This is a genomic window from Flavobacterium sp. W21_SRS_FM6, from assembly GCF_052119645.1.
Classification (GTDB): domain Bacteria; phylum Pseudomonadota; class Gammaproteobacteria; order Enterobacterales; family Alteromonadaceae; genus Paraglaciecola.
This window is the reverse complement of the sequence record NZ_JBGQOM010000007.1, coordinates 265,952-282,225: the sequence shown is the minus strand read 5'-3', so window position 1 is coordinate 282,225 and position 16,274 is coordinate 265,952. Positions and strand designations below refer to the sequence as shown.

Here is a 16,274-nt window from a genome sequence, read left to right as displayed (position 1 = left end):
CTACTCTTCGATTTAATCCCAGAGTTAACACGTCCATGATGATCTGCACCCGGATTCGACGTCCTGTCGAATCGTTCCACCGGGCGGAGCTTCGCTCCTAAAGAGACCGGTTTCACCCACCTCTCCAAATTTTTACTCTACTCTTCGATTTAATCCCAGAGTTAACACGTCCATGATGATCTGCACCCGGATTCGACGTCCTGTCGAATCGTTCAACCGGGCGGAGCTTCGCTCCTAGAGAGACCGGTTTCAGCCACCTCTCCAAATTTTTGCTTTGCTCTTCGATTTATTCTCAGAATAAAAAGTTCGTGGCTAAAGCCACTCCTACCAGGGGCTGTTTTCAACAAGCCCTACAAAAGAGGCGCGTATGTTAGGGAAATACCTTGTTCTGTGCAAGTAATAACTGCTGTTAGGCCGCGAGTCGGTGAACTATTGTGCAATTTAATCTGACAATCTCAAGTAAACGCGTAATCGAGGTAGTTATTCAATACATCAGTTAATGGTCTGAATCGGTAGTTCTATCTTACCGTTAATTACCATAATGCAATCCATCCCGGCATTTTGGGCGGCTTGACGCCCTATTTCGGTATCTTCAAACACCACGCAGTCTTTGGGCTCGATGCCCATGTTAAGTGCTACGGTTAAAAAGGTTTCGCCGTGCGGTTTGCCGTTTAACACATCGGTGGCAGTAACAACGGTTTCGAGTCGCTCTAACAAACCTGTGGCGGTTAGCATGGAAATGGCGTTACCGCGCTCCGAGCCGGTACCAACGCCCATTTTGAGCACACCTTGATAGCGCTTCATCACAGCAAAGGTGTCTTCTATTACCGTGGGCTTATCGTCAAGTTCAAGAAAAGCTTGCCGTTTGGTTTCGGTAACCTCATCTAAATCGTGATCAAGGCCATGTTTTTCATTCAACAGTTTAACGATTTCGCGGGTGGGTACTCCGCCGAGGTTATGAATATAGTCTCCGTCGTAGGGATAATCATATTTTTCGCAAGTTAGCTGCCACGCTTTGCCATGGGCGCCCATCGAGTCTATTAAGGTGCCATCCATGTCAAACACGATCCCCTTGTAGCGGCTTAAATCTGGCATGTAGTACTCCTTTTTAGTTAGTTGATTAATCGTTATGAGGACTAAAAATAAAAAAGCCAGCATAGCTGGCTTTTTGTTGAGTAAATATACCTAAAAACGATAAGGTAAATCAGGCGTTACCCGTCACCTTCATCTTTAGCTCTGCAGAAAAATCGAGCATGCGATTGAGCGGCACTAGGGCTTGTTGACGCAGGGCTTCGTTTACAAAGATTTCGTGGCCGCTGTTGTCGGTCAATGACTGGTAAATGGCTTGTAAGCCGTTCATCGCCATCCATGGGCAATGAGCGCAACTTTTACAGGTTGCACCATTACCAGCGGTAGGTGCTTCTAATAATATTTTACCCGGCGCCGCTTGTTGCATTTTATAAAAAATACCACGGTCGGTAGCCACAATAAAATGACTATTAGGTAGGGTTTGCGCGGCTTTGATTAATTGTGTTGTTGAGCCAACGGCATCGGCCATTTCAACGACACTGGCGGGTGATTCGGGGTGCACCAATATAGCGGCATCAGGATACAGGTTTTTCATGTCCAGCAAGGCTTTGGCCGAAAACTCGTCATGTACAATACACTCTCCCTGCCACATCAACATGTCTGCACCGGTTTGTTTGGCGATATACGAACCTAAATGACGGTCCGGTGCCCAAATGATTTTCTCGCCTAATGAGTCTAAATGCTCGACAATTTCTAAGGCAATACTTGAAGTGACTACCCAATCAGCTCGGGCTTTTACTGCTGCAGAGGTATTGGCATACACCACCACGGTATGGTCGGGGTGAGCGTCACAAAACGCCGAGAATTGATCGGCTGGACAACCTATATCAAGCGAGCATGTGGCTTCTAGTGTTGGCATTAGAACGGTTTTTTCAGGGCTTAGAATTTTGGCGGTTTCGCCCATAAACTTAACACCCGCCACAATGAGGGTATCGGCTTCACAATCTCGGCCAAATCGCGCCATTTCCAATGAATCAGAAATGCATCCACCCGTGGCTTCAGCTAAGGCTTGAATCTCTGGATCGGTATAATAATGCGCAACTAAGGTGGCATTTCTCTTTTTTAAAAGCGATTTAATTTCTTGCAGATAAAACTGCTGCTGATCAACAGACAAGGTTTTGGGTTTAGCAGGAAAGGGATAATCGACTTTTTCGACTTCAATAAGCTGTGACATAGATAACCTGAGGCGCTGACTAGATAAAATCGGGGAAATTAGGTCCGGGCATTATACCTAATTGAAATAAAAATGACATATAGGACGCATTGAGTGCTAATTGAAATGAAACTGTTCGTAGCGCTTACGCCAGTAAGTGGCATATGGACTAGCCGGCTGTTCTTCAAAAGTTTGAGCAAAATTTATAAAGGCCGGCGTCAGATTTTTTGGCTGCTTTAACGCTTGCTGCCAAGCCGCAAGGTAAAATTCAGGAATACGTGCCACGTCGTAATATTCCATAAAGGTTAACTTAGCGCTGGGTTTAAAGGCTTGGCTACTGTGATTGTCACACGTACGTGCTGGGGTCAGCGCCACATTAGTGTTTTGTTTGAGACTCTGCCAGTACTGTGTATCTATTTGTCCTTCATTGATACGTTTAAACACCAAGTTAGGGGCTTTTCCTTGTTTACAAACGTTTGCGGCTAACTCGCTCGACAAGGGGTACTCATCAACAAAACCGGCAAAATGGGCCAATTCGTGCACCAATACATCATAGGTGTCTTGCTGGTCGAGATACATAATACCGTTGTGCACATTAGCTTTACCGTGTTTGGCAAATACCACCAAATGGGTGAATTGTTTGTTTTCTAATTTTGGCGCTAAAGGCTTGATATCACAGGTAATACGAGCATTTTTATACGGGCTTGCACAAGGCAGTAAATGGGGCTCAAAAACAATATTTGCGGCTATGCAAATAGGCAAAGACGCCAAGCGTTTATCCGCGTTAAATTGATGAATAAAACGGCTAGCCTGTGGCAAAGAGTCAAGCTCTGAGGTGACAAATAATATTTGCTGCAAACACGCTTGAGGCGCCCAAGCTTGCAGTGAATTTTGCTCAATAACAAGGGGCGCACTTTGCTGTGCAGTTAACCACTGCTGGCCATATTGCTGATATAGGCCAGCGTCTGGCGAGCCCAGTTCGTTTGCCTTGGCAAAGTCATTTAAGGCAGCGACATATTGCTGTTGTTGCCATAAATTTAGCCCTTGAGCTAGATGCAACTTAACTGCGGCACTACGTTGTTGTTGGTTAAGTTGAATAACGGGCGATACAGAAGAGGGGAAATAAGCACTGTGGACCATTACAACAATAGGCAAGGCAGCGAGTGTTAACCACAGCGCTGCCCAACTGACCTGACTTATTTGCTTACGCACCGCTTTTATTGCGCTTGAATATTAGCATCTTGTTCTTTACTGGCGTTTTCGCGCAGCAAATTTAACTCTAAGCGGGCGTAACGATGTTCAACGTATTCAAACACATTGGTGCTTAGGGCGAGTTTGAAATAGTTAGACGCCACACCACGATGCCCTCGGGCGGCATGGTATTTACCTAAATAAAAATAGGCCTCGCATAGTCTGTCGGTCAGTTGCTGCTGACTGGTCACCCCTTGGATCAAGGCATTAAGTAATTGGTTTTCGGTAACCCGGTCTAAGTATAAGTCTACCAGCCGAGTGGCCCAATTATCGTTATCAAGGCCATTGCGAGCCGTTTCTAATGCGGTTATTGCTGCATTAGCATCAAGCTCACTGGCCGCTAAATAGTTCCACAGGGCTCGATAAGGATCACTTTCATCTTTTGCATAAAAGGCGTTTAGATCCTGCACGGCTAAATCGGGACGCCCCCCGTAATACAAGGCAATGCCACGGTTTAAAAAAGCAAAGTCATAAGTTGGATTGATGTCGAGTGTGGCGTCAAAGGCTTCATAAGCCTGAATAAATTCCATTTGCTGTGTGTAGTGCACACCTAAGGCATTATAGGCTTCAGCCAAGTCAGGCTTAAGTTGAATAGCTTGGTTAAAATCATATTGCGCTAAACCCGCTAAACCGACACTGTCATACAACATGCCGCGCTGTTGCAGCAATTGCGCGCGCTCTTCATCTTTTAACGTAGCCTGAGCCAAAATTTGGTTGTAACGCGCAATCGCCATTTGCGAGCGTGCGCTCATGGGTGCAGGCTCAGCCAGCAGCAAATTACTCATTTGAGGGTAATCTTGTTTGGTTGGTGGTGTAGAACTGCAACCTGCTAAAACCGCACTACAAAACAGTAAAGAAATAAGACGTTTATACATAATAAAGAAAGACTGAAGAACCTGGTTGAGATTACTACGACCTTGTTTAACGGTAAGCTAACTCACGCTTTTAAGCCCTAGATAATCGTTGAATTCGAACGACTGGTTGCGTCTAAGAGTCTCGCAATTAGGTTTAAAAGTAAAGATAAGCACTGGGCTTGGCACTAAATTTATCAATATAACTTGTATCAAACAGTAAAAATAAAGCAGACTAGATGGTCAAGTATAAAGACACCCGAGGAAGCCATGTCTGCAACTGTTAGCGATATGCAAACACAATTACTAGAAAAAGCCTTTCTAGCCCAAAAAAACGCTCACGCCCCCTATTCACATTTTCAGGTTGGCGCTGCCCTGCTTGATAACACTGAGCAAGTTTACCATGGCTGCAATGTTGAAAATGCCGCTTACCCCTTAGGCCAATGTGCCGAAGCTACCGCTATTGGCAGTATGGTGGTAAATGGAGGTAAAAAAATTCGAGAAATTCTAATTGCCAGTCCCAATGACGACTTTTGTCCTCCTTGTGGGGGGTGCCGCCAAAAAATAGCTGAGTTTGCTGATAAGCATACGCTGGTCCATCTGGCCACTCAGCAAGGCAAAATAAAAACGGTTACGTTTAGCGAACTACTGCCACTGTCATTCGGTTTTAACCCAGAGTAGTTAAGACCCAATGCAGCACTAAGATTATGGTATTTAGCTTATTGGTTTACTTAATTTATTTAAATAGTCAGTCTTTTGGGTCGTCCACCTAAAACCGCTCTAATCGTACACATCTTGAAACATTAAATAGACCGTCTCAGGCCCTGTTTTGCTGTTGCTTTGTTGCGCCAGTTTGGCCACCCAAGTAAGGTTAAGCTTAGGTCATTTTTTAGTTAACTGTATGTTAGAACTTCGCCATATCTGCAAGTCGTTTCTTAACGGCACAGAGCAAGTCCACGCTCTGAACGACATCTCGTTATCCATTCAAACCAATGAATTTGTTGCCTTTATGGGCAGTTCAGGTTCGGGCAAATCGACTCTTATGAATATACTCGGTTGTTTAGACGCGCCCAATAGTGGGCAGTACCTACTCGACAACCAAGACGTAGCCAGTTTGGACGACGACACTTTGTCGCAAATTCGCAACAAACACATTGGTTTTATCTTCCAAACCTTTCATTTACTGCCCAAGCTTGATGCCATCGCCAACGTAAAATTGCCCCTGCGCTACACCCATGTGAGCGATGCCGAAGCCACAGAACGCGCGGTTGCTTTGTTGCAAAAAGTGGGACTTGGGCATCGCATGCACCATAAACCCTTTGAAATGTCGGGTGGGCAACGTCAACGAGTGGCCATAGCTCGGGCGCTTATCAATAATCCTACGGTAGTCTTAGCGGATGAACCAACCGGCAACCTAGACAGTAAAACATCTGTTGAGATCATGGCCTTACTAACCGACTTACACAAACAAGGGCAAACTATTGTCATGGTTACTCACGAAGACGATATCGCCGCTCACGCTCAGCGTGTGGTGATGATGCGTGATGGAAAAGTGCTTGACCTTGATTACAAGATTGACGCAATGACGAGGCATCCCCATGGTTAAGCCAATAGCGAAAGTGATTTTTTTATCTGCCGGTTTATTAAGCATTGCAGGCACCGCCAGTTATGCATCAACCCTATTAACCGGTGAAGTTGCCTCAGCGCAAAGTCAAACGGTTACCGCCCCCAAAAGTACCGGTTGGCAAATTCAAATTCAGTGGCTTGAAGAAGAAGGCACCATCGTGAAAGAAGGCGACCTGGTAGCGGTATTTGACTCAGGGGGTATTCAAACTCAGCTAGAAGAAAATCAAGAGAATTTACAAACCCAAAAATTGCAATTGTTAAAAATTGAAATGGACGTAAATCAAGCCGTAGTTGAAGCAGAAGGCCGCCTAAAGCTAGCTACCATACAGGTTAAAAAAGACCGCATAGAAGCCAATATCCCTAAGGGTGAAGTCAGCGATTATGAAAAAGGTAAATTTATCATCGCCTATGAAAAAGCCCTGATGGAACAAATTAAAGCCGAAGAAAACCTCAAGCTTAAATTGGCGGAACGGGATGTTGCTATTCAAAAACAAAAAATAGAAATTATTAAACTGGAAGAAAAAATAGCCTATCAGCTTGGGCAAATAGACAAACTCAGTGTACGGGCGCACATCAGCGGACCGGTGTCGCATCTAATGCATCCTTGGATGCCACAAAAAATTGCCGCAGGCATGAACGTCCAACCCGCATGGGAAGTGGTAAGGGTGCAAGCACAGTCGTCGTATCAAGTGACCTCATGGGTACATGAAATCGATGCAGCAAAAATGGATCTTGCCAATAACACCCTGCAGCTCACGCTCGACGCCTACCCGGGGAAAAGCTACCCAGGTAAACTGCTCAGCATGAGTAGTCAAGCAGAACAGCGCAGCCAATGGAGCGAGAGCGCTTACTACCGACTTGAAATTGCGTTTGATGAAGCAGTTAACCATCCCATTTTTCCGGGCATGAGTGTCCGAATTAATCTGCAATAAGGACGGCCCGATGATAATCATTACACGTTCAGCCCTGCTTGCTGCCATAAGTGCCTTTGTCTTAGTGGGCTGCCAGCCAGATGCGATCGAAACTAGTGTGGTCGAGCAGCCTAAAGTCACTGCCACCGCAGAATTAATTTCACTTAAAAATGCAACGTTAGGACCGCCCAGCATACCGCGGATGTGGCAATATAAAATCGAATACATGGCCCGAGAAAATCAGTTGGTCAAAGAAGGCGATAAAGTTTTAGTCTTTGATGCCCAAAACCTAAAAAATGACTTAATTAGCCAATCCAGTCGGCTTGCTGCAGAAATTAAAAAAGCGGAAAACCAAAAACTCAAAGACGAAGCCACACAACAAGATTTGATTTTGGCCTTAGCGGAGGCCGAAATGAATTTTCAAAAAGCCAAACGTAAAGCGGAGATCACCGACGCCTCTCGCTCGAAAATCGAACGAGACAAACAACAAGCGGACTACGAATACCAAACAGAAAATCTAGCCCAAGCCAAACAAAAGCTAGCACACCACAAAAAAGCGATGGACATTAATCGCAGGGTGGATCAAGCCGAAATCAATCAGCGTCAAAGCCGTGTGAATAGCGTAAAACGTGATATCGCTAAACTTACTATTAACGCCCCCAAAGATGGTTTAGTTATGTATACCGCTGATTGGGAGGGTGAAAAAGCGGCAGTAGGTCAAACGGTGTACATGGGCCGCACATTAATGCAACTGCCATCACTTGATGAGGTGGCTATAAAAGCTGAGTTTGCCGAGCCCGACACCGCTAAATTGCACACTGGACAAGTGGTTAAGGTCATCTTTGAAGCCTACCCTGAAAATGCGTACATGGGTAAAATTTCCGAACTTGGGGAGGCCTATTATCCGAAGTCCACGTCTAATGCCAAAGTGGTATTTGACGCGTTAATTGAACTTGATGACAACAAACCGGAAGTTATGCGCCCCGGAATGAAAGCAAAGGTAGAGGTACTAGGTTCATGAGCAAGTTTTTAATGTTTGCGGGCTGTTTAAGTGCCGCCACGTGGCTTAGCGCTTGCAGCGAAGCGCCCATATCAAGTACCCCCGTGTTCACCGTTGAAAGCCGAGAGTTTGAAATAATCATCCCTGCCTTTGGAGAGCTAGAAGCCGCTGAAGCACACAATATTTCAGCGCCAGGTCGTCAACCAATGATGATTGATTGGCTAGCAGAAGAAAACAGCAAAGTGAGCAAAGGGCAAGTGGTGGCGCGCTTTGATGCCGAACGCTTATTGCTCGATAGCCGCGAAGAAGAGCTTGAAATGCTGTTGCTCGATAAAGACTTACGCAAAACCTACGCCGAAAAAACCAAACAAGAAAACGAGCTTAATTCAGAAGAAGTGTTTGTGGGTAAGGAGTTCAAGTTTGTGGATACCTTTGCCATTGATGACATGCGTTTGTATTCGAAAATTGAAATTATCGACACCCTATCAAACCGCGACTATTTAGGCGCAAAAGAAGAATTTATTGATTGGAAACAAGACAGTATTGGCGAGCAAAACCAAAGTTCGGCACAAATTTTAGATATTCGTAAACAAGGCCACGAAGCCAAATACACCCAACACAAAGAAGCCTTATCTCAATTAGAAATCTATGCTCCTTTTGATGGTTTGTTAGTTTACGAAAAAAACTTTCGGGGTGATAAACCCAGCGTCGGGCAAACGGTATTTCCGGGCAGCACTATTGCTAAAATTCCTAACTTAGAAAAAATGCAGGCTAAGGTGTTTGTGCTCGACAAAGACGCGATTGGCTTAAAAGCTGGCCAGAATGTTGAGCTAACCTTAGAAGCCCTACCTGATCAAAAGTTGCAAGGCACGGTGGCCAGTGTATCGGGGTTTTCACGCACCATTAAACGGGGCAGTCCAACAAAGTATTTTGAGCTGACGGTAGACATCCCACAAAGTGAGCGCAAGTTGCAACCTGCACAAAAAGTGGTCGCTGCTATCAGAGTCAGCGATGTGCAAAGTAAAATTGTGATCCCCCTACAAGCTATTTTTAACGACAAAAGTGAAAACTTTGTATACCTGCAACAAGGCAGTGACTTTGTGAAACAGATTGTCACCACCGCCGATAAAAATTTGTATTTTGTGGAAATCAGCAATGGCCTCAAACCCGGCGATATTATTGCCCTTAGCGTACCACTTGGAGTAACTGGCTGATGGTTAGCACCTTTAAACCTTTAATTGTGGATGCCCTAAAAGAAATGGCAGCCCACAAATTACGTACGCTACTCACCTTACTTGGGATGATTTTTGGGGTAGGCGCAGTTATCGCCATGTTGAATATTGGCGAAGGGGCTGAGCGCCAAGCCTTGAAGTTAATAGACTCAATGGGCCTGCGTAATCTCATTGTTGAAAGTAAACAATTTGCCAGTGACGAACTCAAAGAAATCCGCGAAGAATCATTAGGCCTAACCTTAGCTGATGTTGAAGCCGCTGCCGCGACACTGCCCTTTGTCGAAGACTATAGCGCCGAACGCAATATCAAAACCCAATCGGTTTACAGTGACAAAGGGCGTTCAGATGCCAACGTGGTAGGGGTGACGCCAAGTCACTTTGTATTATCGAACATGAAAGCCGCCAGCGGCAGATTGTTAGACGATGCAGACGAACGCAACGTATCGCAAGTTGTAGTACTGGGTGCTTCAGCCGCCGATGCGTTGTTTCCACAAGGCAATGCACTGGGACAGTTTGTAAAAGTGAACCACCTTTGGCTAGAAGTAGTAGGGGTATTGTATAACCCGTTTTTAGGTAAAGACGAATTTCAAGGGGTCAAAATCGGCGGCGACAGTGAACGTTTATTTGTACCGCTGTCTACCAGCTTGAAAAAACTCAGTGCATTGGCGTTGGCCAGTGAACTTGATACGGTAAAACTGAAGATCTCTGAGCAAGTAGACCCCAGTATTGCCGCCAAAGCAGTAGAGCAGTTGTTTAAGCTGCGCCACGGTGAAGCAGAAGATTATCAGTTAATCGTACCTGCGGCCTTATTGGCCCAGCAAAAACAAACTCAGCAAATATTTAATATTGTCATGGCCTGTGTGGCGGGCATCTCGTTATTAGTGGGTGGCATCGGCATTATGAATATCATGCTGGCCAATGTGTTAGAGCGCACTAAAGAAATTGGACTCTTAAGGGCTGTAGGGGCCACCCAACGTGACATTAAGTTTCAGTTTATTGCTGAAAGTTTTACTATATCGGTGCTCGGTGGTTTGTTGGGCATCGTCTTTGGTTTGGCTCTATCAGAAATTATTGGTTTTTATTCTGGCTGGGCTGTCAGTTGGTCAATGGTTGCTATCTTTTTGTCTTTAGGAATTTGTATTGCAGTGGGTGTGGGCTTTGGGGTATTTCCTGCCATTAAAGCGTCACAGTTAAATCCTATTGAAGCCTTGCACAGCGACTAACACAATTAACTAACATAGTCAGGTGTGCTGGCTAATGGAGGATACAATGAATAAAAGCATTAACATCAACGGCAAAAATTTCGAGCTCGACGTACCTGACGACATGCCACTGCTGTGGTACTTGCGTGACAAATTAGAACTTACCGGCACTAAATTTGGTTGCGGTATGGGTTTATGTGGGGCGTGTACCGTGCATTTAGACGGACAAGCTATCCGCGCCTGTGTCATGCCAGTGGCAGCAGTTGCAGGCAAATCAATTACCACTATTGAAGGCTTGTCTGAAAATGGCAGCCACCCATTACAAAAAGCCTGGATTAAACACAAAGTGCCACAATGTGGTTACTGCCAAGCAGGTCAAATTATGAATGCAGCCAGCTTTTTAGCCGCAACTCCGCGCCCCAGTAGTGCAGACATCGATAATGCGATGCAAGGCAATATTTGTCGCTGCGGCACCTATCAACGCATTAAACTCGCCGTGGCCGATGCCGCTGACGAGTTAGCTAAGGAGGTATAAGATGAGCGCTAAAGAGACTCATATTCATCAAGGCTTTAACCAAAGCCGGCGCGTTTTTCTAAAACAAAGTTCGGCCTTAGGCGGCGGGTTAATGCTTGGTGTTAGTGTGGTGCACCCGGCCCTTGCGCAAGTCAAGGTTGGCGCAGTTGAGAATTTTAATCCTAACGCCTTTATTCATATTGCGCCCAATGGCGATACCCTGATTTATTGTGGGCGCTGTGAAATGGGGCAAGGCATTAGTACCGCATTACCTGCTGCAGTTGCAGACGAACTCGAAGCTGATTGGGCAAGAGTGACGGTTAAACAGGCTGACGGTGACGAAGACAAATATGGCTCACAGGCTACTGGCGGCTCAGCCAGTATTCGTACCATGTATATCCCCATGCGTGAAGCAGGCGCCGCAGCAAAAGAAATGTTAATTGCCGCAGCTGCTAAAGTGTGGGCCACAGACGTCAAGAACTGTAAAGCAGACAAGCACGTTGTGATTAATACCCTGAACCAGCAAAAACTAGGTTACGGTGAACTGGCCAGTTTAGCGGCAGACATGCCTGTACCCGCTCAGCCAAGCTTAAAAACCAAAGCAGAATATAAATACATAGGTAAGGGGCTGGCGAGACACAATCAAGGCGATATCGTAGTGGGTAAACTCACCTATGGTGTAGATACCAAGTTACCTGGTTTAAAATACGCAGCGATTACGCATTGCCCTGCTTTGGGCGGAAAACTAAAATCAGTCGCCAACAAAGAGCAAGCTTTGCAAATGGCGGGAGTAATCGATGTCGTCGAAATCCCTCGGTTTGAAGTGCCCTTTGGTTCAATTGGTGGTGTGGCCGTTGTAGCAGACAATACCTGGACAGCTCAGCAAGCCCTTAAGAAGCTCAACATAGAGTGGGACCTGGGTAAAAACGCCAGCTACGATACCAATGCCTACAAAGCCATGTTAGTAAAAAATGTTGAAAACCCAGCTAAGCTTGTAGCTGAACGTGGCAACCTGCAACAAGCATTTGATGATGCAGCCCATTTGATGAAAGCCACTTACACGGGTGGGCATTTATCTCATTCACCCATGGAACCTAACGCCAGTGTCGTTTGGGTACAAGATGACTCATGTGAAGTGTGGGCCGCCACGCAAAGCCCCGGCGATATTCAAAAAACCTTAGCCGAATATTTTAAACGTGATCCCAAAGATATAGTGGTGCACGTCACCATGTCTGGTGGCGCCTTTGGTCGTAAGTTTAAATGTGATTATGTGCATGAAGCAGCGGTACTGTCTGCTAAAGTGAAAGCGCCGGTGCAACTGACGTGGTCTCGAGAAGAAGATATGCGCACCGGTTATTTTCACTCAATTAACGCCCAGCATATTGAAGCGGCACTTGATCAAAACGGTAACGTGAGTGCTTGGCTGCACCGCGTTGCCTTTCCGCCCATTGCCTCTTTGTTCAACCCTGCACAAGACCGAGCTACTGACGCCGATGTGGCAGAGGTAGCGAATCACCCCTTCGGGATCGCTAATTTGCGCAGTGAAAGTGGCGAAGCGCCAGCGCATACCCGTATAGGCTGGTATCGAGCGGTATACGCCATCTTTTATGGTTTTGCTTTTGGTGCTTTTGCTGATGAACTTGCCCATCAAAACAAACAAGATACCGTCGAGTTTTTAAATCGTTTATACGACAGTAATACCGACCCTAAACAAGCTGAACTCGTCAAACGCTCAAAAGATGTCTTGGCGCTGGCTGCTGAAAAATCAGGTTGGGCAAAGCGTGATGCGTTACCGAGCAATCAAGGTCTTGGCATTGCAGTTCATTATAGCTTTAACACGTATGCGGCCATGGCGGTATTAGTGGAAGTGAACGGCGATGACATAAAGGTACTCGAAGTGTGCGCCGCCATTGATTGTGGCCAAGTACTCAATATTGACGGCGCTACGGCGCAAATGGAAGGTGCCGTAGTCATGGGCATGGGTTATTCTTTGCGCACTGAAATAGTATTTAGAAATGGCGAAGTGCAAAACACTAACTTTCATCAATACCCCGTACTGCGTATTAATGAAATGCCTAAGGTACAAGTACACTTTGTAGAAAGTGATTATCCGGCAACGGGCTTAGGTGAACCGGGCCTTGGTCCATTCGCCTCAGCTTTAAGCAACGCGGTATTTGCAGCTTCTGGCAAACGTTACCGCGACCTGCCTTTTAAACCGATGGCTATTTAAGCGGGGGCATACCGAGAATCTTTGTCTTGCTGAGCATGGCAAAGATTCTCACTGTGATAATTATTTGTCTTTCTTAGCCGCTTCACGTGCGTTGAATAAAGCGAGCTGTTCTTCAGTAGCCGGCAGTTGGTATTGCGCTTTCCACTGTGCGAAGGGCATGCCATAAATCGCTTCTCTTGCTTGGTCGTAGTCCAACTCAATGCCCTGATCCTGTGCACCAGCCATATACCATTTTGCTAAACAGTTACGGCAAAAATCAGCCAAATTCATTAGATCGATATTTTGCACATCTTTGTTTTCATCAAGATGTTTGACGAGTTGTCTAAAAGCAGCTGCTTGCGCTTCGGTTTGTTGCTGTTGATTCATTTTCATTTCCACACTATTAATACGATGGCTGGTATATTATCACTAAAGCTACTTTCTGGGGTCAGTGGCCGTGACTTCAATGCGCTGGGCATTATTTTCATGAAAGGCCAATAGTTCAGTCAGCCCTTTAAGGTTATGTAAACTTCTGAACTCTACCCAGTCAATCAAACTAAACAAACACATAGCAGGGTATTGCCAACTTTTGAACAATCCTAGCGAAGCCAACTCATCTAGCTCGATGAGTACCGCATTGACTCGCTCTTTTTGTAGCTTAAAAAACAACAGATTTTCATCTGCTTTAATGCCCGACTGCGCCAGTAAAAACATTTGCACCAATGAGTCGTTTACCGCATCAATAAGCGTAAGCTGATTTTCTTGATCCCAGCTTAATTTGGGTCGGCCCAGTTTTTCACTGAGGTAATGAAAAATAGCGCGTGAATCCAGCACGGTTTGACTGCTTCCTTCTTGTTGATCAATCAAAAAAGGGACTTTCATGCTTGGATTAAGCAAGATCAATTTTTCACGATCAGGTTGCTCATAAATTTTCAAATTAACAAAATCATGCTGAGTATTGGCCAACCAAATACGCAAGCGTCTGACATAAGGAGAAGTTGTTGAACCATATAGTGTTAACATAGTAGAGCCTTAATATATTGCTGAAAATACAGCGTTATCTTAGTGTACGAACGAAGAATATGGATATTAAAAATGGCTGAGGGTTCCCTTCTGACATATTTCGCAACGATTTTTCCCATCATCAACCCAGCACTTAACTCACCGTAAATAAAAAGAATTTATACGTTTGAGTTGATAATTGTCTGACTCGCCTACATCACTTACCACGATGAACTAATCCAATTTTATCTCGTAATAGCGAGTTAGTTTACTTTTTATTAATCAAACAGAGAGCCTTACATGTCTGAATTATTGCAAAACTTGCAATGGCGTTATGCCGCTAAAAAAATGAATCCTGAAAAAGTTGTCAGCGAAGAAAACGTAAATTTTATTTTAGAGGCAATCCGTTTAACCGCGACGTCTAGCGGCTTACAGCCTTACGAAGTTATTGTGGTTACAAATCCCGCAGTGCGTGAGCAAATTGTGCCCCACGCGTGGAACCAAAAGCAAATCACTGATGGCTCACACCTATTAGTGTTTGCAGCATGGGATAACTACACGACTGAACGCATCAATGAGATGTTTGATTTAGTGAATGAAGAGCGTGGCTTTAAAAACGAAGGGTGGGAGAACTATCGCCAAATGCTACTTAATACTTATCCACAACGTGATGCAGAAACTAACTATCAACATGCAGCTCGCCAAGCTTATATCGGACTAGGTTCAGCCCTAATTGCTGCCGCTGAAGTTAAAGTAGACAGCACGCCAATGGAAGGTTTTAGCCCTGATAAAGTAGACGAAATTTTAGGCTTGAAAGCGCGTGGATTGCGCTCGGTGGTGCTATTGCCACTTGGCTACCGCGCCGACGAAGGCGACTGGTTGGTTAACTTGAAAAAAGTACGCCGCTCAACTGAAGACTTTGTTACCCAAGTAAAGTAAGCACCTCGATACCATGCGCTAGCCACACAGAACAACGTGGCTAGCGCCTTTTCAATCTTGCTATCAATCATCACAAACCTGCTTTATTCAGACATTTCAATTTGCATAATCTGCTCGCCTTTTTTACCTAAGTAATGCAAGAGTAAGGCCTCATAGACTTTGTAACCCTCATCTACATTGGTGAAAATAATTAAACCTTCTTTGCTTTTTGGCAAGATAAATACGATGGTTTGCGCACCATAATCTGACCCACCATGAGATAGCGCGTATTCACCATCAGCTAAATCATAAATTTCAAAGCCTAAGCCAAAGTGCTTACCCTTGGTGCTAGCAACTTGATGAGAAATCATATCCTGATACACACTGTCAGACAGACCCGCCCCGGCTAAAACACTGACCAAAAATTTACCATAGTCTGCAACGCTAGTTAGCAGATCATCAGCAGCATTGGCGGTTTGATGTTTAATCGTTTCGTAGGCCTTACCTTGCGTATCATAACCTTGCACCACTCTGGCTGGGTCGATTTGTGAATTAAATACGTACTGAGTGTCAGTCATCGCCAAAGAGGTGAATATTAGGTCATTGGCCAGCGCGTTTAAACTTTTACCAAACTTGTTTTCTAAGGCTTTTCGGAGGTACTCCATGCCTTCGCCTGAGTATTGATATTGAGTGCCAGGAGAAAATTTAAAATCTAAGGTATTCGACTCATTCATGTAGCGCCAATTAGGAAAACCACTTTGGTGGCTTAAAATATGTCGAGTGGTGAGTAGTTTACTTCTGGGATCGGCGGCCACATCAGGATCGGTCCAATAGGTAAAAAGGGGCTCGTCTAGTTGCCATTCACCTTTACTAACTAATGTTAACGTCACCATGGCAGTAATAGGCTTAGCTAAGGAGGCAACGTTAAAAATGGTATTAAAAGGCGCGGCGTTGCCGCGTTCAAGCTCACCAAAGACCCTAACCTGCTGCAACTGACCGTGCTTGATGACGCCAAGACCTAGGGTAGGAATACTGTTCGCTTTTAGCCATTGCTCAATTTGCGCGTCATTCCCAAGTAGAGGCTTATCTTGCCCTATGGACACTAAGCTGACCAAACATAAACACACCGACACTATTGATTTAAACATTAGGGCTTTAATAATCACACTCCTTTAACGCGGCGTTGACACTCACAAAATGTGAGGTTTTATGTAACCACCGCTAATGAATTTCGAGTGATAAAGCAACTCTAATACCAAAAAATTAAGTCGTTGATTTAATGATATATTAAACAATCCCACAGAATATTAGTCATC

At 45.0% G+C, this 16,274-nt stretch carries 16 protein-coding genes; 9 read left to right on the top strand and 7 right to left on the bottom strand.

The genetic code is table 11. The features are described from left to right. Window positions 1–492: 492 nt before the first annotated feature. The 4 genes from ACEN2L_RS13795 to nlpI all read right to left on the bottom strand — a co-directional run bounded on the left by ACEN2L_RS13795 (window position 493) and on the right by nlpI (window position 4,368). Window positions 493–1,095: an HAD family hydrolase gene (locus tag ACEN2L_RS13795; RefSeq protein WP_441744489.1), complete on the bottom strand. Its 603-nt coding sequence runs from the start codon at window positions 1,093–1,095 to the stop codon at window positions 493–495. A 109-nt stretch (window positions 1,096–1,204) separates the two neighbouring features. Next, window positions 1,205–2,263, bottom strand: coding sequence for a quinolinate synthase NadA (nadA, locus tag ACEN2L_RS13790; protein ID WP_441744487.1), 1,059 nt, complete (start codon window positions 2,261–2,263; stop codon window positions 1,205–1,207). Window positions 2,264–2,359: 96 nt separating this feature from the next. After that, window positions 2,360–3,454: a hypothetical protein gene (locus ACEN2L_RS13785; RefSeq protein WP_441744486.1), complete on the bottom strand. Its 1,095-nt coding sequence runs from the start codon at window positions 3,452–3,454 to the stop codon at window positions 2,360–2,362. Between the two features lie 5 nt (window positions 3,455–3,459). Beyond that, window positions 3,460–4,368: a lipoprotein NlpI gene (gene nlpI, locus ACEN2L_RS13780; protein ID WP_441744484.1), complete on the bottom strand. Its 909-nt coding sequence runs from the start codon at window positions 4,366–4,368 to the stop codon at window positions 3,460–3,462. Between the two features lie 246 nt (window positions 4,369–4,614). On the opposite strand from nlpI, the gene cdd reads away from it, so the two are divergent. From cdd to ACEN2L_RS13740, 8 genes are all read left to right on the top strand, one after another. Further along, a complete protein-coding gene (gene cdd / locus ACEN2L_RS13775; RefSeq protein ID WP_306022540.1) occupies window positions 4,615–5,025 on the top strand; it encodes a cytidine deaminase in 411 nt (136 codons plus the stop codon). Between the two features lie 220 nt (window positions 5,026–5,245). Further along, window positions 5,246–5,950: an ABC transporter ATP-binding protein gene (locus tag ACEN2L_RS13770; protein ID WP_441744482.1), complete on the top strand. Its 705-nt coding sequence runs from the start codon at window positions 5,246–5,248 to the stop codon at window positions 5,948–5,950. Then, entirely contained in the window at window positions 5,943–6,902 is a 960-nt protein-coding gene (locus ACEN2L_RS13765; protein WP_441744480.1) for an HlyD family secretion protein, read from the top strand. Before ACEN2L_RS13770 ends, ACEN2L_RS13765 begins: the two co-directional genes overlap by 8 nt. A 10-nt stretch (window positions 6,903–6,912) precedes the next feature. Beyond that, window positions 6,913–7,902 (top strand): HlyD family secretion protein, encoded by a 990-nt coding sequence (locus tag ACEN2L_RS13760; RefSeq protein ID WP_441744478.1) that lies wholly within the window; start codon window positions 6,913–6,915, stop codon window positions 7,900–7,902. After that, window positions 7,899–9,095: an efflux RND transporter periplasmic adaptor subunit gene (locus ACEN2L_RS13755; RefSeq protein WP_306022536.1), complete on the top strand. Its 1,197-nt coding sequence runs from the start codon at window positions 7,899–7,901 to the stop codon at window positions 9,093–9,095. Before ACEN2L_RS13760 ends, ACEN2L_RS13755 begins: the two co-directional genes overlap by 4 nt. Continuing rightward, a complete protein-coding gene (locus ACEN2L_RS13750) occupies window positions 9,095–10,336 on the top strand; it encodes an ABC transporter permease (RefSeq protein WP_306022535.1) in 1,242 nt (413 codons plus the stop codon). Before ACEN2L_RS13755 ends, ACEN2L_RS13750 begins: the two co-directional genes overlap by 1 nt. A gap of 46 nt (window positions 10,337–10,382) precedes the next feature. Then, on the top strand, window positions 10,383–10,850 hold the full coding sequence (locus tag ACEN2L_RS13745) for a (2Fe-2S)-binding protein (protein ID WP_441744475.1): 468 nt from the start codon (window positions 10,383–10,385) through the stop codon (window positions 10,848–10,850). Between the two features lies 1 nt (window position 10,851). Next, a complete protein-coding gene (locus ACEN2L_RS13740) occupies window positions 10,852–13,059 on the top strand; it encodes a molybdopterin cofactor-binding domain-containing protein (RefSeq protein ID WP_441744473.1) in 2,208 nt (735 codons plus the stop codon). 60 nt (window positions 13,060–13,119) lie between these two features. Here the strand turns inward: ACEN2L_RS13740 and ACEN2L_RS13735 are convergent, their stop codons facing one another. Continuing rightward, window positions 13,120–13,425 (bottom strand): DUF1244 domain-containing protein, encoded by a 306-nt coding sequence (locus ACEN2L_RS13735; protein ID WP_441744471.1) that lies wholly within the window; start codon window positions 13,423–13,425, stop codon window positions 13,120–13,122. Window positions 13,426–13,473: 48 nt separating this feature from the next. Further along, the gene (locus tag ACEN2L_RS13730; RefSeq protein WP_441744469.1) at window positions 13,474–14,061 is read right to left on the bottom strand and encodes a glutathione S-transferase family protein; all 588 of its coding nucleotides are present in this window, start codon (window positions 14,059–14,061) and stop codon (window positions 13,474–13,476) included. Window positions 14,062–14,340: 279 nt separating this feature from the next. On the opposite strand from ACEN2L_RS13730, the gene ACEN2L_RS13725 reads away from it, so the two are divergent. Beyond that, a complete protein-coding gene (locus ACEN2L_RS13725) occupies window positions 14,341–14,979 on the top strand; it encodes an NAD(P)H-dependent oxidoreductase (RefSeq protein ID WP_306021917.1) in 639 nt (212 codons plus the stop codon). 83 nt (window positions 14,980–15,062) lie between these two features. On the opposite strand, the gene ACEN2L_RS13720 is transcribed toward ACEN2L_RS13725, so the two are convergent. Further along, complete coding sequence (locus tag ACEN2L_RS13720) at window positions 15,063–16,106, bottom strand: serine hydrolase domain-containing protein (RefSeq protein ID WP_441744467.1); 1,044 nt, start codon at window positions 16,104–16,106, stop codon at window positions 15,063–15,065. Window positions 16,107–16,274: the final 168 nt, after the last annotated feature.

Coding starts and splice junctions, on each gene's coding strand:
- ACEN2L_RS13730 (WP_441744469.1), bottom strand. CDS start 14,061: ATGTTAACACTATATGGTTCAACAACTTCTCCTTATGTCAGACGCTTG.
- ACEN2L_RS13770 (WP_441744482.1), top strand. CDS start 5,246: ATGTTAGAACTTCGCCATATCTGCAAGTCGTTTCTTAACGGCACAGAG.
- ACEN2L_RS13725 (WP_306021917.1), top strand. CDS start 14,341: ATGTCTGAATTATTGCAAAACTTGCAATGGCGTTATGCCGCTAAAAAA.
- ACEN2L_RS13750 (WP_306022535.1), top strand. CDS start 9,095: ATGGTTAGCACCTTTAAACCTTTAATTGTGGATGCCCTAAAAGAAATG.
- ACEN2L_RS13795 (WP_441744489.1), bottom strand. CDS start 1,095: ATGCCAGATTTAAGCCGCTACAAGGGGATCGTGTTTGACATGGATGGC.
- ACEN2L_RS13735 (WP_441744471.1), bottom strand. CDS start 13,425: ATGAATCAACAGCAACAAACCGAAGCGCAAGCAGCTGCTTTTAGACAA.
- ACEN2L_RS13720 (WP_441744467.1), bottom strand. CDS start 16,106: ATGTTTAAATCAATAGTGTCGGTGTGTTTATGTTTGGTCAGCTTAGTG.
- nlpI (WP_441744484.1), bottom strand. CDS start 4,368: ATGTATAAACGTCTTATTTCTTTACTGTTTTGTAGTGCGGTTTTAGCA.
- ACEN2L_RS13740 (WP_441744473.1), top strand. CDS start 10,852: ATGAGCGCTAAAGAGACTCATATTCATCAAGGCTTTAACCAAAGCCGG.
- ACEN2L_RS13765 (WP_441744480.1), top strand. CDS start 5,943: ATGGTTAAGCCAATAGCGAAAGTGATTTTTTTATCTGCCGGTTTATTA.
- ACEN2L_RS13760 (WP_441744478.1), top strand. CDS start 6,913: ATGATAATCATTACACGTTCAGCCCTGCTTGCTGCCATAAGTGCCTTT.
- ACEN2L_RS13755 (WP_306022536.1), top strand. CDS start 7,899: ATGAGCAAGTTTTTAATGTTTGCGGGCTGTTTAAGTGCCGCCACGTGG.
- nadA (WP_441744487.1), bottom strand. CDS start 2,263: ATGTCACAGCTTATTGAAGTCGAAAAAGTCGATTATCCCTTTCCTGCT.
- ACEN2L_RS13745 (WP_441744475.1), top strand. CDS start 10,383: ATGAATAAAAGCATTAACATCAACGGCAAAAATTTCGAGCTCGACGTA.
- cdd (WP_306022540.1), top strand. CDS start 4,615: ATGTCTGCAACTGTTAGCGATATGCAAACACAATTACTAGAAAAAGCC.